Consider the following 22,511-nt stretch of genomic DNA (forward strand, 5'->3'; position numbering starts at 1 on the left):
AGGACCCCATGACCACCACTCCCGTCTCCACACCCCATCCCGGGCATGCCGCTGCATGCGACACACGGGCCGACCAACCGACACGCCGCAGCGTGCTGGGCGCGCTCGCGGCACTGCCCGTGGCCTTTCATGCCCCCCTGCGCGCCGACAACACCGGCCCCCTGAAAATTGCGCAGTCCACGGCACTCAGCGGCCCGCTGGGCGAACTGGGCCAGGCCATGCACCAAGGTGCCAAGGCGTGTTTTGCGGCCATCAATGCCAAAGGCGGGGTGAACGGCCGGCCCATCGAACTCGTCGCCGTCGATGACGGCTACGACGTCAAGCGCTCGCTTGCCAATGTGAAGGGATTCATTGAAGACCGCAACAACTTCGCGCTCTTCAATTGCATGGGCACACCCATGATCGAGGCCATGCTGCCGCAGGTGATGGAGTCGGGCATCCCGTTTTTTGCGCCCTTTTCCGGCGCCCTGTCCGTGCGCCCCAAAAATGCCCGCAATGTGTTCAACATCCGCGCCAGTTATGCGGACGAAGCGGAGCAGCTGGTGCAGCACCTCGCGACCATCGGCATCAAGCGCATCGCGATCGCCTACCAGAACAACTCCTTCGGCAAGGAAGTGTTCGACGCCACCCAGCGCTCCATGACCCGGCACAAGCTCAATGCCACGGCCATCGTGACTGTGGAAAACAATTCCTCGGACGCCGGCGCAGCAGCGGCCAAGGTCGCGACCTCGAACCCGGAGGCGGTGCTGGTCGGCCTGGCGGGCAAACCCACCATCGACTTTGTCAAGGCGATGCGCATGCACCGCAAGGGGCTGCCGCTGTATGCCCTCTCCATCATGGGCGCCGCCGCCACCCTCAAGGCCATGGGCGACGATGCGACCGGCATCGCCATTTCCCAGGTCGTGCCCCTGCCGAACGCCACCGTGGTGCCCGTCGTTCGCGAATTCCAGCAGGCCTGGAAGGCTGCCGGCGTGACACTGGCGCCGTCGCATCTGGCGCTGGAGGGGTATATCAATGCCCGGGTTTTTGCCGAAGCGCTCCGGCTTGCGGGACGCAACCCGACACGCAGCGGCTTTATAGACAGCACCTGGAACCTCAAACGCTACGACCTGGGCGGTTTCGAAGTGAGCTTCAGCGATTCGGCGACGAACGCGTCGCGCTTCGTCGAACTCACCATGGTTGCGCGCGATGGCCGCTTTATCCGATAACAGGGCCAAACCCCGGGGACACCCCACTAGGACTTACCCGGAAATTGTCGTCGCAATGACACCGTAACGTCAAAGGCAGTCCTACTATTCATTCCACGCAAGCGCTTCTCTCTTCTCCTGAACGGGAAGCCGCACTGAACACTGGAGACAAGGTACCGAATGCAGACCACCTTCCCCCGATTGCTGCTGAAACACGCCGCAGAGCGTCCCACGGCGCCTGCCATGCGCGAGAAGGAATACGGCATCTGGCAGGCGCACAGCTGGGCCGACATGGCCGCGCTGGTTGAACACATCGCCTGCGGCCTGCATAAGGCCGGCTTGCAGCGCGGCGAACACATGGTTGTGGTTGGCGCGAACCGCCCGCGGCTGTACGCCACCATGCTGGCAGCGCAGTCGCTGGGGGCCATTGCCGTGCCCCTCTACCAGGACGCCGTGGGCGCCGAATGTGTGTTCCCCATCAACAATGCGGAAGTCCGCTTTGCGATGGTCGAAGACCAGGAGCAGGTCGACAAACTCATGGACATCCGCGAGCAGTGCCCGCAGCTGGCCCACATCATTTATGACGACCCGCGCGGACTGCGCAACTACAGCGAGCCAGGCCTGGTCGCCCTTGATGCGCTGATCACTTCGGGCCAGGCTTTGGCCGCCAGCCAGCCGGCGTTTTTCAGGGACCAGGTCGAACAGGCGCACCCTGACGAGGTGGCGGCCATGTTCTTCACCTCGGGCACCACCGGCAACCCCAAGGGCGTGGTGCACACGCACAACACCCTGCTCGACCGCGCCGATGCCGGCGCCGAATTCGACAAGCTGACCAGCCGCGAGGAAGTGCTGGCCTACCTGCCGCCGGCCTGGATCGGCCAGAACATTTTCAGCTACGCCCAGTGGCTGTGCTGTGGTTATGTGGTGAACTGCCCCGAAAACGCGAGCACCGTCACCATCGACCTGAAGGAAGTCGGCCCGACCTACTACTTCGCGCCGCCGCGCGTGTTTGAAGGGCTGCTCACCAGCGTGATGATCCGCATGGAAGACGCGGGCCTGCTCAAGCGCAAGATGTTTCACTTTTTCATGGGTGTGGCCAAACGTGTTGGCCCGGCCTTGATGGATGGCCAGCCGGTGGGCACCGGCGACCGGCTGCTCTACGCGCTGGGCCAGGTCATGGCTTACGGCCCGCTGCGCAACAACCTGGGCTTTTCGCGCGTGCGCGTGGCCTACACCGCTGGCGAAGCCATAGGCCCGGACCTGTTCACCTTTTACCGCTCGATTGGGGTCAACCTCAAGCAGCTTTACGGCTCGACCGAAACAGCCGTGTTTGTCTGCCTTCAGCCGGACAATCAGGCGCGCGCCGACACGGTGGGCGTACCGATCAAGGGCGTGGAAATCAGGGTGGCCGACAACGGCGAAATCCTCGTCAAGTCCGCCGGCCTGCTCAAGGGGTATTACAAAAACCCGGCGGCGACGGCAGAGGTGCTGACGGCCGACGGCTGGTACCACACCAGCGATGCGGGCTTTCTCGATGCCAGCGGCCACCTCAAGATCATCGACCGCGTGAAAGACGTGGGCCGCATCCAGGGCGGCACCAACGACGGTGCCATGTTTGCGCCCAAGTATGTCGAGAACAAGCTGAAGTTTTTTCCGCACATCAAGGAAGTTGTGGCTTATGGCGACGGCCGCGAAAAAGTCTGCGTCATGATCAACATCGACTTCGACGCGGTCGGCAACTGGGCCGAGCGGCGCAACCTGCCTTATGCCGGCTACACCGACCTGGCGCAAAAGCCCGAGGTCTACCAGCTGATCAAGGAATGTGTCGAGAAGGTCAACGCCGACCTGAGCGCCGACGTCCTGCTGGCGGGCTCGCAGATCAGCCGCTTCCTGGTGCTGCACAAGGAGCTCGACGCCGACGACGGCGAACTGACCCGTACCAACAAGGTCCGCCGCGGCTTCATCGCCGACAAGTACCAGCCCCTGGTCGATGCGCTGTACAGCGGGAAAACCGAGCAGTTCATCGAAACCGTGGTCAAGTTTGAAGACGGCCGCAGCGGCAGTGTCAGCGCCACGCTCAAGATCAGTGACACCCAAACCTTTGCACCAGTGAAGGCTGCAGCATGAAAAAGATAGGCGACGTCATCCTCGACGTCCACAACATCTCCCTGAGCTTCGGCGGTGTGAAAGCGCTGGCGGACATTTCCTTCAATGTGAAGGAACACGAGATTCGCGCCATCATCGGCCCCAACGGCGCTGGCAAAAGCTCCATGCTCAACTGCATCAACGGCGTGTATTCGCCGCAGCAGGGCTCCATCACTTTCCGTGGCCAGACCTTCAAACACATGAACAGCCATCAGGTGGCGGTCATGGGTGTGGCGCGCACCTTCCAGAACCTGGCGCTGTTCAAGGGCATGAGTGTGCTCGACAACATCATGGCCGGGCGCAACCTGAAGATCAAAAGCAACCTGTTGATGCAGGCGTTGCGCATCGGACCGGCGGAACGGGAAGAGTTCAGGCACCGGGAAGCAGTTGAAAAAATCATCGACTTCCTGGAAATCCAGGCCTACCGCAAGACACCCGTTGGCCAGCTGCCCTACGGCCTGCAAAAACGTGTGGACCTGGGCCGCGCCCTGGCGATGGAGCCGCAGGTGCTGCTGCTCGACGAACCGATGGCCGGCATGAACGTGGAAGAAAAGCAGGACATGTGCCGTTTCGTGCTCGACGTCAACGACGAGTTCGGCACCACCGTGGTCCTGATCGAACACGACATGGGCGTGGTGATGGACATCTCCGACCGCGTCGTGGTGCTCGACTATGGCAAGAAGATCGGCGACGGCACCCCCGACGAAGTCCGCAACAACCCGGACGTGATCAAGGCTTACCTCGGAACGAGTCACTGAAATGAATAACTTGGCACACCCCTGTTGCGGACTTCCTTCGCGTAGCCGCCTCTCCCCTTGCAGGGGACGCCGCCTGCGGCCCGGCGAAGCCGGTTCTGCGGCCGCTGCTGGAAATTGGAGCATCTGATGGCATTCTTTCTGGAAACACTTCTTGGCGGCCTGATGGCCGGCATGTTGTATTCACTGGTCGCGCTGGGGTTTGTGCTGATCTTCAAAGCCTCCGGCGTGTTCAATTTCGCACAAGGTTCCATGGTGTTGTTCGCCGCGCTGGCGATGGCCCGCTTCTCGCAATGGATCCCCGATTGGACCGGCATCGAAAGCCCCATCGTGGCCAACATCGCCGCCTTCGTGATTGCCGCCGTCATCATGTTCGCTGTGGCCTGGTTCATCGAGCGCCTGGTGCTGCGGCACCTGGTCAACCAGGAAGGCGCCACCTTGCTGATGGCCACCCTGGGCATTGCCTACTTCATGGAAGGCCTGGGCCAGACGATTTTCGGCAGCAACATCTACAAGATCGACATCGGCATGCCGAAAGACCCGGTCTTCGTGCTCGACTCGGTCTTCCCGGGTGGCATCCTGATCAACAAGGAAGACCTGTACGCCGCGCTGATCGCCGCCGTGCTGGTCGCCGCGCTGAGCCTCTTTTTCCAGAAAACCGCCACTGGCCGGGCCCTGCGCGCCGTGGCCGACGACCACCAGGCGGCGCAGTCCATTGGCATTCCACTGAACCGCATCTGGGTCATCGTCTGGTGTGTCGCTGGTGTGGTGGCGCTGGTGGCCGGCATGATCTGGGGCAGCAAGCTCGGCGTGCAGTTTTCACTGGCCACCGTGGCCTTGCGCGCCCTGCCCGTGGTGATCCTGGGCGGCCTGACCTCGGTGCCCGGCGCCATCATTGGCGGCCTGATCATCGGCGTCGGCGAAAAACTCTCCGAGGTCTACCTCGGCCCGTTTGTGGGCGGTGGCATCGAGATCTGGTTTGCCTACGTGCTGGCCCTCGGCTTCCTGCTGTTCCGGCCCCAAGGCCTGTTCGGTGAAAAGATCATCGATCGCGTATGAAATACGCGAAGAATCAACTTGTTGATTCCCTGCCCGCAAGGGCAGCGAGGATCTTTCAGCGAAGACTCACTTTGCGCAGCAAAGTTAAGCGTAGCGTGTCGTAGCTAAAAAGCACAGAAGAGAAATATGTTCTACAGAGAAAACGGCCAATTCAAAACCAGCTACCGGGCAGATCAGCAGATCTTCCCCATCCTGCAGGACCGCATTGCCATCGCGCTGCTGCTGGCCATTGCTTTCGTGGCCGTCCCCATGATGGCCAGCGACTACCTGTTTCGCGCCATCCTGATTCCATTCGTGATCATGTCGCTGGCCGCGCTCGGCGTGAACATCCTGGTCGGCTACTGCGGTCAGATTTCGCTGGGCTCCGGCGCCTTCATGGCGGTCGGCGCCTACGGTGCCTACAACTTCTTTGTGCGCATCCCCGGCATGCCGCTGATTCCGGCACTGATCCTGGGGGGCCTGTGTGCCACCTTCTTCGGCATCCTGTTCGGCCTGCCCAGCCTGCGTGTCAAGGGCCTGTACCTGGCGGTGGCCACACTGGCCGCGCAATTTTTTTCCGACTGGATGTTTTTGCGCATCAAGTGGTTCACCCTGGACACGCCTTCGGGGTCAGTGGCGGTTTCCAACCTGCAGGTGTTTGGTTTACCCATTGAGAGTTCGGTGAGCCGCTACCTGCTTTGCCTGAGTGTGCTGGCCATCGTGGCCCTGCTGGCCAAGAACCTGGTGCGCAGCGCCATTGGCCGCGAATGGATGGCGATCCGCGACATGGATGTGGCGGCCGCAGTCATCGGCATCCGGCCCATGTACGCCAAGCTCAGCGCCTTCGCCGTCAGCTCCTTCATCATCGGCGTAGCCGGCGGTCTGTGGGCCTTTATTTACCTCGGTGCCTGGGAACCGGCGGCCTTCTCCGTCGATCAGTCCTTCCGGCTGCTGTTCATGGTCATCATCGGTGGCCTCGGCTCCATCATGGGCAGCTTCTTCGGCGCCGCCTTCATCGTGGTGCTGCCGATCGCGCTGAACCAGTTCCTGCCGGTGTTTGCCGGCCTGTTCGGCATCGAGATTTCCACCGCAGGCGTGTCACATGCGGAACTGATGATTTTCGGCGGCCTGATCGTCTGGTTCCTGATTGTGGAGCCGCACGGCCTGGCCAAACTCTGGTCGGTCGGCAAACAGAAGATGCGGCTCTGGCCGTTCCCGCATTGAGCTTCCATCAGGGTTAAGGATTACTGGGAAGCACCGATGTATTTTGTGCCGTTTGAACGTTTACTGGGGTGCCAGTTTTTTTCGGGTGTATTTTTAATTTCTAGGAGACAACAATGAAGGTTCGCAACTTGATATTGGCGGCGGCAGTCCTTGCCACCGGCGCATCGTCCATCGTGGCGACCAGCGCATTCGCTCAGGCCAAGGAGCAGTTCATTCCGGTGCTGTCCTACCGCACCGGCCCTTACGGTCCGAACGGTGCCCCCTGGGCCAACGGCTACGTTGACTACATCAAGCTGGTCAATGCGCGCGGCGGTCTCAATGGCGTGAAGATCACTTTCGAAGAATGTGAAACCGGCTATGACACCGCTCGCAGCGTGGAGTGTTATGAACGGCTCAAGAGCAAGGGGGCCTCGCTGGTGCAGCCGCTGTCCACCGGCGCCACCTTTGCCATCACGGAAAAAGCGCCCATTGACAAAATCCCGGTGGTCACCATCGGCTATGGCCGCAGCGAAAGCGCGGACGGATCGGTGTTCAAGTGGAACTTCCCGATTGCCGGCACCTACTGGGTTGCCGCCGACGCCATCCTGCAGGCCATTGCCAAGAAGGAAGGTGGCTTTGACAAACTAAAAGGCAAAAAAATAGCGCTGGTCTACCACGACAGCCCCTATGGCAAGGAGCCGATTCCCCTATTGCAGGAACGCTCCAGGATGCATGGTTTTGACCTGCAGCTGCTGCCGGTGACGCACCCCGGCGTCGAGCAGAAAGCCACCTGGTTGCAGATCCGCCAGGCCCGCCCTGACTATGTGGCACTGTGGGGCTGGGGCGTGATGAACTCCACCGCCATCAAGGAAGCCCAGGCCACCGGCTACCCGCGCGAGAAGATGTACGGCGTCTGGTGGTCCGGCGCTGAACCCGATGTGAAGGACGTGGCCGACGGCGCCAAGGGCTACAACGCGGTGACCATGCAGCACGGTGCGGAACCCAACTCCAAGGTCGTCAAGGACATCCTGTCCATGGTGCATGCCAAGGGCCAGGGAACGGGTCCGAAAGACGAAGTCGGCCAGGTGCTTTACATGCGTGGTGCCATGAGTGCCATGCTGGGCCTCGAGGGCATTCGCTCCGCCCAGGAGCGTTTCGGCAAGGGCAAGGTCATGAGTGGTGAGCAGGTCCGCTGGGGTCTGGAAAACCTGAATCTGACCCAGGCCAAGCTGGACGCACTCGGTTTTGCCGGCGTCATGCGGCCAATCAGCACCTCTTGCATGGACCACATGGGTGCGGCATGGGCCCGTATCCACACCTGGGACGGCAAGGCCTGGAAGTTCACGTCTGACTGGTTGCAGGCCGATGAGCAGATCATCAAACCGATGGTCAAAGCCACCGCCGCCAAGTATGCCGCCGAGAAGAAACTCACGCCGCGCACCCCGGCGGACTGCCAGTCCTGATCTTCAGCTAAACACCCCTCCCGCCCGTCGGGAGGGGGCGCGGCTCCAGCGAGCCGCCAAACGCCAGCGCTTCAAGCCCCTGTTGCAGCGCTGCCGTTTGAACAGCAACAAGCAGAAACATTCTTATGGAAAAACCTGACATCGCCAGCGACATCGTCCTGAACGTCAATGGCATCGAGGTCATTTACAACCACGTGATCCTGGTGCTCAAGGGCGTGTCCCTGCAAGTGCCGCAGGGTCGCATCGTGGCCATTCTGGGCGGAAATGGCGCCGGCAAGACCACGACCCTGCGGGCCATCTCCAACCTGCTGCAGGGTGAACGCGGTGCGGTCACCAAGGGCTCGATCGAGTTGCGCGGCGAACGCATCGAGAACCTGTCTCCCGCCGACCTGGTGCAACGCGGTGTGGTGCAGGTCATGGAGGGCCGGCACTGCTTCGCCCACCTGACGATTGAGGAAAACCTGCTGACCGGCGCCTACACGCGCAAAAGCAAGGCCGAAGTGGCGGCCAACCTCGAGAAGGTCTACAACTATTTTCCGCGCCTGAAAACACGGCGCACCTCGCAGGCAGCCTACACCTCGGGCGGCGAGCAGCAGATGTGCGCCATCGGCCGCGCGCTGATGGCCAGCCCCACCATGGTGCTGCTCGACGAGCCCTCGATGGGCCTGGCGCCGCAGATCGTCGAGGAGGTCTTCAATATCGTGAAAGACCTCAACCAGAAGGAAAAGGTGACCTTTCTGCTGGCCGAGCAAAACACCAACATGGCCCTGAAATACGCCGACTACGGCTACATCATGGAAAGCGGCCGTATCGTGATGGACGGCCAGGCCAGCGACCTGGCGAACAACGAAGACGTCAAGGAGTTTTACCTGGGCGTTGGCGGCGGCGAACGCAAGAGCTTCAAGGACGTCAAGAGCTACAAGCGCCGCAAGCGCTGGCTGGCATGAAGCCCCCACGGTTGCTCACTGCGTGTAGCGCCCGAGGCCTTGCAGGCCGCGGTTTGCGAGACGCTTCGCCTCTGTCGCCTGCCCAAAGCTGCTCAAGCAGCTTTGGAGCCGCAGGCTCCAGCCCCTCGGGGGCGCTGCGCCTGCGGTCCGGCAAAGCCGGTCCCGCGGCCCCTGCTGGTAAAGAGGGGAGCCCAACGCTCCCTCGGAGATCTTATGACTGAGTATTACGACGCGCTGGAAACACGGGACCCGGCCACCCGCGAGACCCAGCTGATGGCGGCGCTCCCGACGCAGGTGGCGCATGCGCAAAAAACGGCGCCGGCATTCAGCGCCATTCTGGCGGGGCTGGAAGCCACGGCTGTCACGTCGCGCCAGGCGCTGGCACGGCTGCCGGTCACACGCAAGCACGAACTGCTGGCGCGACAGCAGGCAGCCCGCGGCACCGACGCGTTTGGCGGTTTTTCCACGCTGCTGCGCGGCCCGAAGATGCCGCGCATTTTTTCATCCCCCGGCCCGATCTATGAGCCCGAAGGCACCGCCCGCGACTACTGGCGCGCCGCCCGCGCCCTGTTCGCCGCAGGTTTTCGCGCCGGCGACCTGGCCCACAACGCGTTCAGCTACCACATGACACCGGGTGCCTTCATCATGGAGTCCGGTGCGCACGCGATCGGCTGCAGCGTTTTTCCGGCTGGGGTGGGACAGACCGAGCAGCAGCTTCAGGCGATCGCCGAACTGCGGCCCGAGGCCTACATGGGAACGCCCAGTTTCCTGCGCATCCTGGTCGAAAAAGCGCTGGAGACCGGCAGCGACATCTCCAGCATCCGCAAGGGCCTGACGGGCGGCGAGGCCCTTCCGCCCAGTCTGCGCGACTGGTTTGCCGGGCACGGCCTGGCGGTCTACCAGAGCTACGCCACCGCCGACCTTGGGCTGATCGCCTACGAAACCTCCGCGCGCGAAGGCCTGGTGCTGGACGAAGGCGTGATTGTGGAAATTGTCCGTCCCGGCACCGGCGACCCCGTGCCTGAGGGCGAGGTCGGCGAACTGGTGGTGACCACCCTGAACCCCGACTACCCGCTGATCCGCTTTGGCACGGGCGACCTCTCGGCGATATTGCCTGGCGCCTGTCCCACCGGGCGAACCAACACCCGGATCAAGGGCTGGATGGGCCGGGCCGACCAGACCACGAAAATCCGGGGCATGTTTGTCCACCCCGGCCAGGTGGCCGACATCACCCGGCGTTTTCCCGAGGTGCTCAAGGCGCGCCTGGTCGTCACCGGCGAGATGGCCAGCGACAGCATGACGCTCAAGGTGGAAGCCGCCGCCATGCCGCAGGAACTGGAAAGCCGGATCAGCGAGGCGATCCGCGATGTGACCAAGCTGCGCGGCGATGTCGAGCTGATGGCGCCGGGCAGCCTGCCCAACGACGGCAAAGTCATCGAGGACGCCCGGAGCTATAAAAAAAACCACCCACGTTCGCGCACTGTGTGCCGCTGTCTGCCCCCCCCCCCCGAGAGGGCGCTGCGCCTGCGGGCCGGCGCAGCGTGAGGACTTGCCCTTACGTAGTTCCCGCGATGGACGGGGCCCTGCCGGCTCCTACACTGGAGAAGTCCATTTCCAAGGAGACTTTATGAAACGCCTGTTAGTCCTCGCCGCTGCTGCAACGGCGCTGTTCGCCAATGCCCAGACCTATCCCGGCTCCAAACCGGTTGCCATCGTGGTGCCGTTTGCAGCGGGCGGCCCGACCGACCGCGTGGCACGCGACCTGGCCGAAGCCATGCGCAAAAACATGCCTGGTTCCAACTTCGTCGTGGAAAACGTCAACGGTGCCGGCGGCACGATTGGCGCCACCAAGGTGGCCAAAGCCAATCCGGATGGCCACACCCTGCTGCTGTTTCATATCGGCATGGCGGCCACGCCAGCCCTGTACCGCAAGCTGCAATACAAGCCACTGGAAGACTTCGAGTATCTGGGCATGGTGAACGAAGTGCCGATGACGCTGATTGGCAAGCCCCAGTTGCCGGCCAACACCTACCGTGACTTCGAGAATTACATCAAGGCCAACTCCGGCAAGCTCAATATTGCGCATGCCGGCCTGGGTTCGGCTTCGCACCTGTGCGGTTTGATGTGGCAAGCGGCGGTCAACGCCAAGGAAGCCATGACCACCATTCCGTTCGGCGGCACCGGCCCGGCGATGAATGCGCTGGTCGGCGGCCAGGTGGACCTGATGTGCGACCAGACCACCAACACCACCGGCCAGATTGAAGCCGGCCGCGTCAAGGCTTTTGCGGTGACCACGGCCAAGCCATTGAGCAAGCACAAACTGCTCAAGGACTACCCGTCGCTGCAGGACATGGGCCTCAAGGGCTTTGACCTGACCATCTGGCACGGCCTGTATGCGCCCAAAGGCACGCCACCGGCCGTCCTGGCCCAGCTGAACAAGACACTCCAGGCCGCGTTGAAAGATGCCGACTTCATCAAGAAGCAGGAAGGCCTGGGCGCGATCGTCGTGACCGACAAACGCGTGGAACCTGCGGCCCACAAAGCTTTTGTGGCCTCGGAAATTGCCAAGCTCAAGCCGGTGATCGAAGCGGCCGGCAAGTTCGCCGACTGATTTCCGCAGCACCGCCTGAAGAAAAAGCCGCCGGGTGCAAGCCAGGCGGCTTTTTTGTTACAGGCCGGGATTGCCCCGATTGAAGCGGCCACCCCGAAACGCCAAGATAGATCCATCGCTTTGACACACTCCAACAGGAACCCCGCACCATGCCCATCTTCAAGACAAATCGCCGCCTGGCCCTTTCCAGCATTACGCTGGCAGCTACTTTTTTTATAGCTTTGCCGGTGACAGCGCAAACCGCCTGGCCGACCAAGCCGGTACGCATCGTCGTGCCGTTTGCGCCCGGCGGCACCACCGACATCCTGGCCCGCGCTGTGGCGCCCGAGCTCACCAAGGCTTTCGGCCAGCCTTTCATCGTGGACAACCGGGCCGGTGCCGGCGGCAATGTGGGCGCCGACCTCGTGGCCAAATCACCTGGCGACGGCTACACCCTGCTGATGGGCACGGTGGGCACCCACGGCATCAACAAGTCGCTGTACAGCAAGATGCCTTTTGACCCGCAAAAAGACTTTGCCCCGATCACGCTGGTGGCCGGGGTGCCCAACGTGATGGTCATGAACGCCGAAAAAGCCACCAAACTGGGCATCAACTCCGTGGCTGATTTTGTCAAATATGCCAAGGCCCATCCCGGCCAGTTCAGCATGGCGTCCAGTGGTAACGGCACCTCGATTCACCTGGCCGGCGAACTGTTCAAGTCGCAAACCGGGATTTTCATGACGCATATCCCCTACCGCGGTTCCGGCCCGGCCCTGCTGGACCTGATAGGCGGCAACGTGGACGTCATGTTCGACAACCTGCCGTCGGCCATGCCGCAGATCAAGGGCGGCAAGCTCAAGGCCTTTGCAGTCACCAGCGCCCAGCGCTCGACGGCCATGCCCGAGTTGCCCACGGTGGAGGAAGCCGGCAAGCTCAAGGGTTTTGAGGCCAGCAGCTGGTTTGGCCTGCTGGCACCGGCCGGCACGCCGCCCGACGTGGTCAGCCGCATCCAGCAGGAAGTAGCCAAGGCATTGGCCGCACCCGCCATCAAGGAAAAAATGCTGGCCCAAGGCGCCATCCCGAGCGGCAACACTCCGCAGGAATTCGCCAAACTGATCGACGCCGAAATCACCAAGTGGGCCCTGGTGGTCAAGGCCTCCGGCGCGAAGGTCGATTAACGAACCTGCGGGCTCACGGGCGCCGCGAGCGGGTTTCTTTTCAAGCAGGGGCCGCGGGTCCTGCTTTGCCGGCCCGCAGGCGCAGCGGCCCCCTCGGGGGGCAGGGAGCTACACGCAGTGAGCGACCGTGGGGGCTCTACTAGACTCCCCAGACCACCTCATGCCCGGCCTTGTGGTTGCGCTGCAGCATCTCGATGAAGGGCACGGCGCGCTGGCGCAGCCCCAGGCCTTCGCCGGGCACGGGCTCAGGCGCCTCCTCGTCGTGGGTTTCCTCAAGGACGATCGCGGCTTCCAGCGCCGCGATGGCTGCCGGCATCTGCTCGGGCAGGATGATGCCCTTGGGACCGGCCTCCTTGCCGATGATTTCCAGCACCCGCCGGCCGTTGGCCTCCAGCATGATCAGGTCACCGGACGCTTTGGATTTGAATTTGTACAGCATGGCAGCTCCTTTTTTTGCATGAACAAGGATGATTATGAGCGCGTCTTCGACGGGCGCCTGTAGGCAGCTTGCCCGTTCATGCGCGGGCCCGGTGAAGCAAAATAGACGGCTATGTTTACTATCCCCACTGTTCAAAAGCCCGCCGCCCAGGGACTGAGCCAGGACGGCCTGAGCCTGCTGTCACCCGCCGACCTGCCGGTCACCCTGTCCCTGCCGCCTGGCTGGGCCGGGCAATGGTCTGGTCTGGCCGCCTCCTGGGACAAGCTGCCGCCCGATGCCCATCTCAAGGATGGCGGCCACTACCGCCGGCGCCGGCACAGCTGCTTTGTCCAGGAGCTGCCGGGTGGGCAGTTGCAACAGACGCCGCACCGCGCCCACTGGCAGCCCACCGACTACAACGCCCTGCATGGCGGCTTTGAACGCTGGTTCGAACCGGTCGAGCCGGCCGTCGCCGCCGCGCCGGCCTGGACGACCCTGCTGTGCGCTCTGGGCCAGCTGTTTGCCCAGGTCCGTCCGGTGGCGCGCTGGTACATCGAGGCCCACCAGTTCCGCATAGACACCGCAGGCGGTGTGGGCCGCCCGACGCCGGAGGGCGCGCACCGCGACGGCGTTGACTTTGTGGTGGTGATGCTGGTGGCACGCCGCGGCGTCAAAGGCGGCGAGAGCCGGGTGTTCGACGCCAACGGTCCGCACGGCCTGCGTTTTCTCATGCAGGAGCCGCTGACCACGCTGTTGCTGGACGACGCCCGGGTGATCCATGAAACCACACCCATCCTGCCACTCGACGGTGCGGCGCGGGACGGCTACCGCGACACCCTGGTGCTGACTTACCGGGCTGGTGACTTTCAGTCCCCCTAGAAATAGAGCCCCCACGTTCGCGCACTGCGTGTCGCTCTCTGCCCCCCCCCGAGGGGGCGCTGCGCCTGCGGGCCGGCAAAGCCGGACCCGCGGCCCCTGCTTGAAAAGAGATGACTCGGCCGTTGCAGTTCGGACTCCGCCGGGTCAGCGTTAACCATGACGCACTCCCATAGAAAACTGCTTGACGAAAATAGTTTAAACCTAAACAATTAAGACTCGATCAATCAACTTGAACGGTCTTTCCATGCGCATTCTTTGCCTGGGCGGCGGGCCCGCCGGTTTGTACTTTGCGGTGCTGATGAAGGTGCAGAATCCGGCCAACCAGATCACGGTGGTGGAACGCAACCGCCCGTTTGACACTTTCGGCTGGGGCGTGGTGCTGTCGGACCAGACCTTGGGCAACCTGCAGGTGGCCGACCCCGTCAGCGCGCAGCTGATTGGCGACGCCTTCAACCACTGGGATGACATCGAGGTGTTTTTCAAGGGCCGCTCGGTGCGCTCGGGCGGCCACGGTTTTTGCGGCATAGGCCGCAAGCGCCTGCTCAACATCCTGCAGGACCGCTGCATAGCCCTCGGCGTCGATCTGGTGTTCGAAACCGACGTGCAGGATGACCAGGCCATCACGGAAAAGTACCAGGCCGACCTGGTGATTGCCAGCGACGGCCTGAACAGCCGCATCCGCAACCGCTACGCCGACACCTTCAAGCCCGACATCGACCTGCGCGCCTGCCGTTTTGTCTGGCTGGGCACCCACAAGACCTTTGACGCCTTCACCTTTGCGTTCGAGCAGACCGAACACGGCTGGTTCGCGGCGCACGCCTACAAGTTCGACGACAACACCTCCACCTTCATCGTCGAGACGCCCGAGGCCGTCTGGAAGGCCCATGGCCTGGACCAGATGAGCCAGGAAGAAGGCATCGCTTTCTGCGAACAGCTGTTCGCCAAGTACCTGGACGGCAACGCCCTGATGAACAATGCGACGCACGTGCGCGGCTCGGCGATCTGGATCCGCTTCCCGCGTGTGGTCTGCGAACGCTGGGTGCACCATGAAAACATCGGGGGCAAGGACGTGCCTATCGTGCTGATGGGTGACGCCGCACACACCGCGCACTTTTCGATAGGCAGCGGCACCAAGCTGGCGCTGGAAGACGCGATCGAGTTGAGCCGCTGCTTTGCGCAACACCCGGTCGCGGACGACGCGCTGCAGGCGTATGAAGCCGTCCGCTCGGTCGAGGTCCTGAAGATCCAGAACGCGGCGCGCAACTCGACCGAGTGGTTTGAAAATGTGGACCGCTACAGCGGCCTGGACGCCGAACAGTTCTTTTACTCGCTGCTCACGCGTTCGCAACGCATCAGCCACGAGAACCTGCGTGTGCGCGACGCCTCCTGGCTGCAGGGTTACGAGCAGTGGCTGGCAAAAAGCGGCGACAAGCCGGCGCCGCCGCCCATGCTGTTGCCGCTGAAGGTGCGTGAGCTCAAACTCAAAAACCGCATCGTGGTTTCACCCATGGCGACCTACAGCGCCGTCGACGGCCTGCCCCAGGACTTCCATCTGGTGCACCTGGGCGCGCGCGCACTGGGCGGCGCGGCCATGGTGTTTGCCGAAATGACCACACCCTGCCCCGAGGGCCGCATCACACCGGGCTGCCCGGGCTTGTGGAACGAAGCGCAGATGCTGGCCTGGAAACGCATTGTCGATTTCGCGCACCGCTCGGGCGAAGGTGTGGCCATGGGCATGCAGCTGGGCCACAGCGGCCCCAAAGGCTCGACGCAGCTCGGTTGGGAAACGCCCGACGAGCCGCTACCCGCGGGCAACTGGCCGCTGCTGGCGGCCAGCGCGGTCCCGTACGGACCGACCAATGCCGTTCCGAAGGCGATGACACGCGAGGACATGGACCGCATCAAGGCGCAGTTTGTCCAGTCCACCCGTTATGCGGACCAGGCCGGTTTCGACTGGCTGGAGCTGCATTGCGCGCACGGCTACCTGCTGTCGAGTTTCATCACGCCGCTGACCAACCAGCGCAGCGACGAGTACGGCGGTTCGCTTGAAAACCGTTGCCGCTACCCGCTGGAAGTGTTTGCGGCCATGCGTGCGGTCTGGCCCGCGGACCGGCCCATGAGTGTGCGCATCTCGGCCCACGACTGGGCGCCGGGCGGCAACACCGCCGACGACGCAGTGGCCATCGCGCGCCTGTTCAAGGCCGCCGGCTGCGACTTCATCGACGTGTCGTCAGGTCAGACCACCCGCGCCGCCAAGCCGGTGTACGGCCGCATGTACCAGACACCGTTTGCCGACCGCATCCGCAACGAGGTCGGCATCCAGACGATTGCCGTCGGCGCAATTTCGGAAGTGGACCACGTCAACAGCATCATCGCCGCCGGGCGCGCCGACCTGTGCGCAATTGCGCGCCCGCACCTGGCCGACCCGGCCTGGACCCTGCACGAAGCGGCCAAGCTGCAAAGCCGGGCGGTGAGCTGGCCGAAACCCTACCTCAGCGGCCGGGACCAGATGTACCGTGAACTTTCAAAGCAAAAACAGGCCTGAGCCCTTGTCTGGCAAGCGCCAGCAGCTATCAAATCAATAGTCAATCAGGAGAGATGCCATGGACATGGAAGCACGAGGCCACCGCGAACACCCGGAAGCGCTGCGCCTGTGGCTGCGCATGCTGACCTGCACGCAGTTGATTGAAAAGCAGGTGCGCGGCCAACTGCGCGAACAGTTCGACACCACCCTGCCGCGCTTCGATCTGATGGCGCAGCTCGAGCGCAACCCTGACGGGCTGAAGATGAACGAGCTGTCGCGCCGCATGATGGTCACCGGCGGCAACGTCACCGGCATCACCGACCAGCTGGTGGCCGAAGGCCTGGTCGAACGCATGGACGTCGAAGGCGACCGCCGCGCCTACCGCGTGCGCCTGACCCCGCGCGGCCGCAAGACCTTTGACGAGATGGCGCGCCAGCATGAAGGCTGGATTGTCCAGGCCTTTGGCGGCCTGTCGCCGCGCGAAATCGACACCCTGCACAAGCTGCTGGGCAAAGTCAAACAGCACCAGACCGATCTGAACCAGGAAATGGAAAACGCATGAAACACTACATTGGCCCCAGCAACCCCATGCACGCGCAGTTCAATGCGCTGGCCGGCTACCAGGCACGCCACTTTGCCTATGCCTTCGACAACGGTGTGGCCACCCTGAGCCTGAACCGGCCGGAGCGCAAGAACCCGCTGACCTTCGACTCCTACGCCGAGCTGCGCGACCTGTTTCGCGCACTGAACAGCGCCACCGACGTCAAGGTCATCGTGCTGACCGGCGCCGGCGGCAACTTCTGCTCGGGCGGCGACGTGCATGAAATCATCGGCCCGCTCACCAAAATGGCCATGCCCGAGCTGCTGGAGTTCACCCGCATGACCGGCGACCTGGTCAAGGCCATGCGCCTGTGCCCGCAGCCCATCGTCGCCGCGATCGACGGCATCTGCGCCGGCGCAGGCGCCATGATGGCCCTGGCCGCCGACATGCGCCTGGGCACGGCACAAGCCAAAACCGCTTTCCTGTTCACGCGCGTGGGCCTGGCCGGCGCCGACATGGGCGCCTGCGCGCTGCTGCCGCGCATGATCGGCCAGGGCCGCGCATCCGAGCTGCTGTTCACCGGCCGCGCCATGACAGCGCAAGAAGGCCTTCAGTGGGGCTTTTTCAATGCCCTGCACGAGCCAGCCGAGCTGCTGGGCAAGGCGCAGGCACTGGCCGCCGACCTGGCCGCCGGCCCGACCTTTGCCCACGGCATGACCAAAACCATGCTGCACCAGGAATGGGCCATGACCCTGGACCAGGCGATTGAAGCCGAAGCCCAGGCGCAGGCGATCTGCATGCAGACCAAAGACTTCACGCGCGCCTACGAAGCCTTTTCCAGCAAACAGAAACCGGTGTTCCAGGGAGACTGATGTGAAAGCCGATACCCGACATCTGGCCCTGCCTTTTTTTGGCGATGCGCACCGCGCACTGGGCGAACAACTCGCGGCCTGGGCGCCGGTGCAGCAGGTGGACGAAAGCGACGACAGGCGCGCCTGCAGGCAGTGGGTGCGCCTGCTCGGCGACGCCGGCTGGCTGCGCTACTGCGTGCCCGCCAGCGCCGGCGGGGCGATGGACAAGCTCGATTCGCGCGCGCTGGTGATCCTGCGCGAAACCCTGGCCTTTCACTCCCCGCTGGCCGACTTTGCGTTTGCGATGCAGGGCCTGGGCAGCGGCGCCATCACGCTGGCCGGCACACCGGCCCAGCAGGCGGCCTACCTGACCGCGGTGGCGCGTGGCGACAAGATCGCGGCCTTTGCACTGAGCGAACCCGACGCGGGCTCGGACGCGGGCGCCATGACCACCAGCGCCGATGCTTCCGACGGCGGCTGGGCCCTCAACGGCAGCAAGACCTGGATCAGCAATGGCGACATCGCCGACTTTTACGTGACCTTCGCCAAGACCGACCGCGAAGCCGGCACACGCGGCATCACCGCCTTCATCGTGGACGCCGGCAACCCCGGCCTGGACAGCAGCGAACACATCGCAGTGATGGCACCGCATCCGCTGGCGACGCTGAAGTTTGCCCATTGCAAGCTCCCCGGCGAGGCCCAACTGGGCGTCCTCAACGGCGGCTTCAAGCTGGCGATGCAGACGCTGGACATCTTCCGCGCTTCGGTGGCGGCCGCGGCGCTGGGCATGGCACGCCGCGCGCTGTTCGAGGCGGTGCGTTTTTCACGCGAACGCAAGATGTTCGGCCAGACCCTGGCAGACTTCCAGCTGACGCAGGCCAAGATCGGCGAGATGGCGGCCCTGATCGATGCCGCCGCCCTGCTCACTTACCGCGCCGCCTGGCTGCGCGATGACAGCGAAGCCAGCGGTGCCGGCAAACGCATCACCGCCGAGGCCGCCATGGCCAAGATGACGGCGACGGAAAACGCCCAGCGCGTGATCGACATGGCGCTGCAGATGCACGGCGGCCTGGGCGTGAAGGTCGGCACCAAGGTGGAAAGCCTGTACCGCGACATCCGCTCGCTGCGCATCTACGAAGGTGCGACCGAAGTCCAGCAACTGATCATTGGCAAGGCGGTATTGCAATCATGAGCACCCCCTCTCACCCCTCCGTCCAGACCGACCGCTTCGTGCACGATCGCCTGCCGCCGCCGGACCAGTGGCCGCAGATGCGTTACGACTTGCCCGAGCTGCAGATTCCCGCGCAGGCCAACCTGGTGGACGTGCTGTTCGAGCGTGCTGACAAGCGCGGCCTGTCGGACCGGCCTTTCCTGCGCTCCGACAAGATCATCCTGAGTTATGCCGATGCCCATGAACGCGTCAAGCGCATCGCCCAGGTGCTGACTGAAGACCTACAGCTGGTGCCCGGCAACCGTGTGCTGCTGCGCGGCGGCAACACCATCGGCATGGCGCTGGCCTGGCTGGGGGTGGTCAAGGCCGGGCTGGTGGCCGTGGCCACCATGCCGCTGCTGCGCGCCAAGGAGCTCGGTGAAATCATCGCCAAGTCCCAAGCCACGGTGGCGCTGTGTGATGCCGGCCTACTGGCCGAACTGCAGGCCGCCCGCGACCTGGACCCGACACTCACGACCATCGTCCCTTTCAACCTGAACGAGCCCGGCTCGCTCGCCGTGCGTGCAGCCGGCAAGGACGGCAACTTCGCGCCCTGCCGGACCTCGGCCGACGACATCGCGATGATGGCCTTCACCTCCGGCACCACCGGCACGCCGAAAGCGGCCGTGCACACGCACCGCGACGTGCTCGCCGCCTGCGAGGCCTGGCCGCGCCATGTGCTCCAGGCCACGCCGGACGACATCGTGATGGGCTCGCCGCCGCTGGCCTTCACCTTCGGCCTGGGCGGCATGCTGGTCTTCCCGATGTGGGCGGGCGCCTCGGTGTATTACCCCGGCATCCCCTACACCCCGGAAGCCATGGTCAAGCTCATCAACGAAGTGGGCGCCACCCTCTGCTACACCGCGCCCACCTTCTACCGCCAGATGGCCGCCTTTGCGAAGCAGCACGGCGTGCCGACGCTGCGCATCTGCGTCAGCGCGGGTGAAGGCCTGCCCGACGCCACGCGCCAGCTCTGGAAGGACGCGACCGGCATCGAGATGACCGACGGCATAGGCGCCACCGAAATGTTCCACATCTTCATCTCCACCGCGGCGGCAGACGTGCGCCGCGGCGCCATCGGCAAGGTGGTGCCCGGTTACATCGCGAAGGTGGTGGATGATGAAGGCCGGGAAGTGCCGCGCGGCACCATCGGCAAGCTGGCCGTCATCGGGCCCACCGGCTGCCGCTACCTCGACGACGAACGCCAGGCCAAGTATGTGAAGGAAGGCTGGAATTACCCGGGCGACGCCTTTTTGCAGGACGCCGACGGTTACTTCTTCTTCCAGTCGCGGGCCGACGACATGATCATCACCTCGGGCTATAACGTCGGGGGCCCTGAAGTGGAAGACGCCCTGCTCAAACACCCGGCGGTGGCCGAATGCGGTGTGATCGGCGAGCCCGACGAGGAGCGCGGCATGGTCGTCAAGGCCTTTGTCGTGCTCAAGCCTGGCCAGGAAGCCGGCGAGGCCATGACCCGGCTGCTGCAGGACCACGTGAAAGCCACGCTGGCGCCGTTCAAATACCCGCGCCGGATTGAATTCGTGAGCAGCCTGCCGCGCACGGAGACCGGAAAACTCCAGCGCTTCAAGCTGCGCCAGCCCTGAGACAGACATGAAATTCACCACCCACAAGCTGATCCGTTTTCACCACTGCGACCCGGCCGGCATTGTTTTTTACCCGCAGTACTTTTACCTGCTGCATGAGGCGCAGGAAGATTTTCTGGCCCACATCGGTTTTCCCGAGCACGAGATGATTGCCGGCGGCCTGGGCGTGCCCATTGTGGACATGAAGACCGAGTTTCTCGGCATGTGCCGCTATGGCGACGAGGTCAACATCGAGCTCAGCCTGACCCGGCTGGGCCACACCAGCATCGGCATGCACTATGAAATTCATAGCAGTTTACGCAATCAGGAAGCGGGCCAGGGCCTAAAATTGCGTGCAGACTCGGTGGTCGTCTGCGCCGAAATCCCCAACGGCAAGGCTTTGCGCATTCCTGACGGATGGCGCGAAGCGATGCTGCCTTATCTGCAAACCCCACTGGAAGACAAGTCATGATGAAACTATTGCAGCCGGACGGCTGGGCGGCACCCAGAGGGTATGCCAATGGCGTGATGGCCAGAGGGGCCCTGATTTTTGTCGGCGGGCAGATCGGCTGGAATGCACAGCAGCAGTTCGAGAGCGATGACTTCATCGCCCAGACCCGCCAGGCCCTGCAAAACATCCTGGCCGTGCTGCAGGCCGGCGGTGCGGGGCCCCAGCACATGGCACGCATGACCTGGTACGTGGTGGACCGTGTGGAATACATCGCGCGGCTCAAGGAGCTGGGTACGGTGTACCGCGAGGTGATGGGCAAAAACTTTCCGGCCATGACCTGCGTGGAAGTCTCCGCCCTGGTGGAAGAGCGCGCCCGCATCGAAATTGAAGTGACGGCCGTCCTGCCAGACTGAGCAGGTGACTCCTGCCTCCCACAGCAGACAAGGAGGCAGGCCTGGCGACGGCGTTCCAGGGCTTTTCTGGCATAAGATGGAGCCGAACTGGCGGCATCGATGCCGACGTCTTTGGAGATCTACGTGAACCCCCTCCTTCCCACACCCACCAGGCTTGCATTTCATGGCTGATCAGACATCCGGTTTCAAGCAGATCACGCCCGAGCCCGAATTCGGCCTGGCCGAAGCCCAGCGGAGGATGCAGCAGCAGCTGATGGAAATGACCGGGGTGGCCCAGTCCGTCTTCCACCTGGAAAGCCAGCAGCTCAGCTGGAACCCCCGCGCCTATCAGCTGTTTGGCGTGCCTGCGGGCACCCCCATGACGCTGGAAGCAGCGATGGGCCTGGTTTATCCGGACGACCTGGACCTGCTGGTCCGGGCACGCGACCAGCTGCGCAAGACCCCGGGGGCCATCGAGCTGGACTACCGCGTCATCCGCCCCGATGGTGGCTTGGTGGACGTGCATGCCCTGCTTTATCTGGAGTCCGATGCCCAGGGCCGACCGCTCGCCTATATCGAAATGAGCCTGGACGTCACCGAGCGCAAACGGGTGGAAAACGCCCTGCTTCAGTCTGCGCGCCTGTGTCGGGCACTGGACCAGGTTGCCACCGATGGGTACTGGGAACAGCCCGCCTCTGCAAAAGGCGTCGAACCGGCGGACACCTTGTCGGCACCCCTGCAGACGACCAAGGCCGCCAGCCAGGGCCTGCAGCGAAAAATGCGGGTGCTGTATGTGGAGGACAACATGTACAACCTCATGCTGTTCGACGACGTGATGCGAACACGCGAAGACGTCGAGGTCCGCATGGCCCAAAACGGTGCCCAGGGCTTTGAGGTGGCCGGCAACTGGCTGCCTGATGTGCTGGTGCTCGATGGCCGCCTGCCGGACACCCATGGGATTGACCTGCTCAAGCGCATCCGGGAGATCCCGGGCCTGCGGGCAACGCCGGCCTTCATGTGTTCGGCCGACACCCAGCCTGAGCACAAGATTCTTGCCGAGCAGGCAGGATTTGCCGGTTACTGGACCAAGCCGGTAGACTTTGACAAGGTGTTCGACGAGCTCGACCGGGTGGCAGCCGATACCGATCTGGGCTAA

Annotated in this window: 20 protein-coding genes; 19 read left to right on the top strand and 1 reads right to left on the bottom strand. The window is 63.5% G+C overall.

Translation table 11 applies throughout. The features are described 5' to 3' along the window. Positions 1–8 precede the first annotated feature (8 nt). The 10 genes from B7X65_RS09620 to B7X65_RS09665 all read left to right on the top strand — a co-directional run bounded on the left by B7X65_RS09620 (position 9) and on the right by B7X65_RS09665 (position 12,506). Positions 9–1,208 (top strand): ABC transporter substrate-binding protein, encoded by a 1,200-nt coding sequence (locus tag B7X65_RS09620; protein ID WP_293594065.1) that lies wholly within the window; start codon positions 9–11, stop codon positions 1,206–1,208. A gap of 159 nt (positions 1,209–1,367) precedes the next feature. Next, on the top strand, positions 1,368–3,314 hold the full coding sequence (locus B7X65_RS09625) for an AMP-binding protein (protein WP_293594066.1): 1,947 nt from the start codon (positions 1,368–1,370) through the stop codon (positions 3,312–3,314). Beyond that, on the top strand, positions 3,311–4,090 hold the full coding sequence (locus B7X65_RS09630; RefSeq protein ID WP_293594067.1) for an ABC transporter ATP-binding protein: 780 nt from the start codon (positions 3,311–3,313) through the stop codon (positions 4,088–4,090). Before B7X65_RS09625 ends, B7X65_RS09630 begins: the two co-directional genes overlap by 4 nt. A 126-nt stretch (positions 4,091–4,216) precedes the next feature. Beyond that, the gene (locus B7X65_RS09635) at positions 4,217–5,146 is read left to right on the top strand and encodes a branched-chain amino acid ABC transporter permease (RefSeq protein WP_293594068.1); all 930 of its coding nucleotides are present in this window, start codon (positions 4,217–4,219) and stop codon (positions 5,144–5,146) included. A 126-nt stretch (positions 5,147–5,272) separates the two neighbouring features. Then, complete coding sequence (locus B7X65_RS09640) at positions 5,273–6,349, top strand: branched-chain amino acid ABC transporter permease (protein WP_293594069.1); 1,077 nt, start codon at positions 5,273–5,275, stop codon at positions 6,347–6,349. Positions 6,350–6,462: 113 nt separating this feature from the next. Then, the gene (locus B7X65_RS09645) at positions 6,463–7,791 is read left to right on the top strand and encodes an ABC transporter substrate-binding protein (protein ID WP_293594070.1); all 1,329 of its coding nucleotides are present in this window, start codon (positions 6,463–6,465) and stop codon (positions 7,789–7,791) included. 125 nt (positions 7,792–7,916) lie between these two features. Continuing rightward, the gene (locus B7X65_RS09650) at positions 7,917–8,738 is read left to right on the top strand and encodes an ABC transporter ATP-binding protein (RefSeq protein WP_293594071.1); all 822 of its coding nucleotides are present in this window, start codon (positions 7,917–7,919) and stop codon (positions 8,736–8,738) included. A gap of 213 nt (positions 8,739–8,951) precedes the next feature. Further along, positions 8,952–10,283: an AMP-binding protein gene (locus B7X65_RS09655; protein WP_293594072.1), complete on the top strand. Its 1,332-nt coding sequence runs from the start codon at positions 8,952–8,954 to the stop codon at positions 10,281–10,283. Between the two features lie 82 nt (positions 10,284–10,365). Then, positions 10,366–11,349, top strand: a complete 984-nt coding sequence (locus B7X65_RS09660; RefSeq protein ID WP_293594073.1) for a tripartite tricarboxylate transporter substrate-binding protein — start codon at positions 10,366–10,368, stop codon at positions 11,347–11,349. 149 nt (positions 11,350–11,498) lie between these two features. Continuing rightward, positions 11,499–12,506, top strand: coding sequence for a tripartite tricarboxylate transporter substrate binding protein (locus tag B7X65_RS09665; RefSeq protein WP_293594074.1), 1,008 nt, complete (start codon positions 11,499–11,501; stop codon positions 12,504–12,506). A gap of 139 nt (positions 12,507–12,645) precedes the next feature. Here the strand turns inward: B7X65_RS09665 and B7X65_RS09670 are convergent, their stop codons facing one another. After that, positions 12,646–12,945 carry a DUF1840 domain-containing protein gene (locus tag B7X65_RS09670; RefSeq protein ID WP_293594075.1) on the bottom strand — a complete coding sequence of 100 codons (300 nt, stop codon included), beginning with the start codon at positions 12,943–12,945 and terminating at the stop codon, positions 12,646–12,648. A 111-nt stretch (positions 12,946–13,056) separates the two neighbouring features. Here B7X65_RS09670 and B7X65_RS09675 point away from each other — a divergent pair, with 111 nt between their 5' ends. The 9 genes from B7X65_RS09675 to B7X65_RS09715 all read left to right on the top strand — a co-directional run bounded on the left by B7X65_RS09675 (position 13,057) and on the right by B7X65_RS09715 (position 22,511). Next, entirely contained in the window at positions 13,057–13,803 is a 747-nt protein-coding gene (locus tag B7X65_RS09675; protein WP_293594076.1) for a 2OG-Fe dioxygenase family protein, read from the top strand. Positions 13,804–14,047: 244 nt separating this feature from the next. Next, positions 14,048–16,348 carry a bifunctional salicylyl-CoA 5-hydroxylase/oxidoreductase gene (locus B7X65_RS09680; protein ID WP_293594113.1) on the top strand — a complete coding sequence of 767 codons (2,301 nt, stop codon included), beginning with the start codon at positions 14,048–14,050 and terminating at the stop codon, positions 16,346–16,348. A 58-nt stretch (positions 16,349–16,406) separates the two neighbouring features. Continuing rightward, positions 16,407–16,889, top strand: coding sequence for a MarR family transcriptional regulator (locus tag B7X65_RS09685; RefSeq protein ID WP_293594077.1), 483 nt, complete (start codon positions 16,407–16,409; stop codon positions 16,887–16,889). Beyond that, on the top strand, positions 16,886–17,740 hold the full coding sequence (locus tag B7X65_RS09690; RefSeq protein ID WP_293594078.1) for an enoyl-CoA hydratase family protein: 855 nt from the start codon (positions 16,886–16,888) through the stop codon (positions 17,738–17,740). The genes B7X65_RS09685 and B7X65_RS09690 overlap by 4 nt, the downstream gene beginning before the upstream one ends. A 1-nt stretch (position 17,741) precedes the next feature. Further along, positions 17,742–18,911: an acyl-CoA dehydrogenase family protein gene (locus B7X65_RS09695; RefSeq protein WP_293594079.1), complete on the top strand. Its 1,170-nt coding sequence runs from the start codon at positions 17,742–17,744 to the stop codon at positions 18,909–18,911. Then, positions 18,908–20,533 carry an AMP-binding protein gene (locus B7X65_RS09700; protein ID WP_293594080.1) on the top strand — a complete coding sequence of 542 codons (1,626 nt, stop codon included), beginning with the start codon at positions 18,908–18,910 and terminating at the stop codon, positions 20,531–20,533. Before B7X65_RS09695 ends, B7X65_RS09700 begins: the two co-directional genes overlap by 4 nt. A gap of 7 nt (positions 20,534–20,540) precedes the next feature. Further along, the gene (locus tag B7X65_RS09705) at positions 20,541–20,984 is read left to right on the top strand and encodes a thioesterase family protein (RefSeq protein WP_293594081.1); all 444 of its coding nucleotides are present in this window, start codon (positions 20,541–20,543) and stop codon (positions 20,982–20,984) included. Continuing rightward, positions 20,981–21,376, top strand: a complete 396-nt coding sequence (locus B7X65_RS09710) for a RidA family protein (RefSeq protein WP_293594082.1) — start codon at positions 20,981–20,983, stop codon at positions 21,374–21,376. The genes B7X65_RS09705 and B7X65_RS09710 overlap by 4 nt, the downstream gene beginning before the upstream one ends. A 163-nt stretch (positions 21,377–21,539) precedes the next feature. Next, positions 21,540–22,511, top strand: coding sequence for a response regulator (locus B7X65_RS09715; protein ID WP_293594083.1), 972 nt, complete (start codon positions 21,540–21,542; stop codon positions 22,509–22,511).

This window comes from Polaromonas sp. 39-63-25 (genome assembly GCF_002278925.1).
Taxonomy (GTDB): Bacteria; Pseudomonadota; Gammaproteobacteria; order Burkholderiales; family Burkholderiaceae_C; genus Polaromonas.

Coding starts and splice junctions, on each gene's coding strand:
- B7X65_RS09700 (WP_293594080.1), top strand. CDS start 18,908: ATGAGCACCCCCTCTCACCCCTCCGTCCAGACCGACCGCTTCGTGCAC.
- B7X65_RS09690 (WP_293594078.1), top strand. CDS start 16,886: ATGAAACACTACATTGGCCCCAGCAACCCCATGCACGCGCAGTTCAAT.
- B7X65_RS09675 (WP_293594076.1), top strand. CDS start 13,057: ATGTTTACTATCCCCACTGTTCAAAAGCCCGCCGCCCAGGGACTGAGC.
- B7X65_RS09655 (WP_293594072.1), top strand. CDS start 8,952: ATGACTGAGTATTACGACGCGCTGGAAACACGGGACCCGGCCACCCGC.
- B7X65_RS09620 (WP_293594065.1), top strand. CDS start 9: ATGACCACCACTCCCGTCTCCACACCCCATCCCGGGCATGCCGCTGCA.
- B7X65_RS09625 (WP_293594066.1), top strand. CDS start 1,368: ATGCAGACCACCTTCCCCCGATTGCTGCTGAAACACGCCGCAGAGCGT.
- B7X65_RS09685 (WP_293594077.1), top strand. CDS start 16,407: ATGGACATGGAAGCACGAGGCCACCGCGAACACCCGGAAGCGCTGCGC.
- B7X65_RS09640 (WP_293594069.1), top strand. CDS start 5,273: ATGTTCTACAGAGAAAACGGCCAATTCAAAACCAGCTACCGGGCAGAT.
- B7X65_RS09635 (WP_293594068.1), top strand. CDS start 4,217: ATGGCATTCTTTCTGGAAACACTTCTTGGCGGCCTGATGGCCGGCATG.
- B7X65_RS09660 (WP_293594073.1), top strand. CDS start 10,366: ATGAAACGCCTGTTAGTCCTCGCCGCTGCTGCAACGGCGCTGTTCGCC.
- B7X65_RS09665 (WP_293594074.1), top strand. CDS start 11,499: ATGCCCATCTTCAAGACAAATCGCCGCCTGGCCCTTTCCAGCATTACG.
- B7X65_RS09705 (WP_293594081.1), top strand. CDS start 20,541: ATGAAATTCACCACCCACAAGCTGATCCGTTTTCACCACTGCGACCCG.
- B7X65_RS09645 (WP_293594070.1), top strand. CDS start 6,463: ATGAAGGTTCGCAACTTGATATTGGCGGCGGCAGTCCTTGCCACCGGC.
- B7X65_RS09680 (WP_293594113.1), top strand. CDS start 14,048: ATGCGCATTCTTTGCCTGGGCGGCGGGCCCGCCGGTTTGTACTTTGCG.
- B7X65_RS09650 (WP_293594071.1), top strand. CDS start 7,917: ATGGAAAAACCTGACATCGCCAGCGACATCGTCCTGAACGTCAATGGC.
- B7X65_RS09630 (WP_293594067.1), top strand. CDS start 3,311: ATGAAAAAGATAGGCGACGTCATCCTCGACGTCCACAACATCTCCCTG.
- B7X65_RS09715 (WP_293594083.1), top strand. CDS start 21,540: ATGGCTGATCAGACATCCGGTTTCAAGCAGATCACGCCCGAGCCCGAA.
- B7X65_RS09670 (WP_293594075.1), bottom strand. CDS start 12,945: ATGCTGTACAAATTCAAATCCAAAGCGTCCGGTGACCTGATCATGCTG.
- B7X65_RS09710 (WP_293594082.1), top strand. CDS start 20,981: ATGATGAAACTATTGCAGCCGGACGGCTGGGCGGCACCCAGAGGGTAT.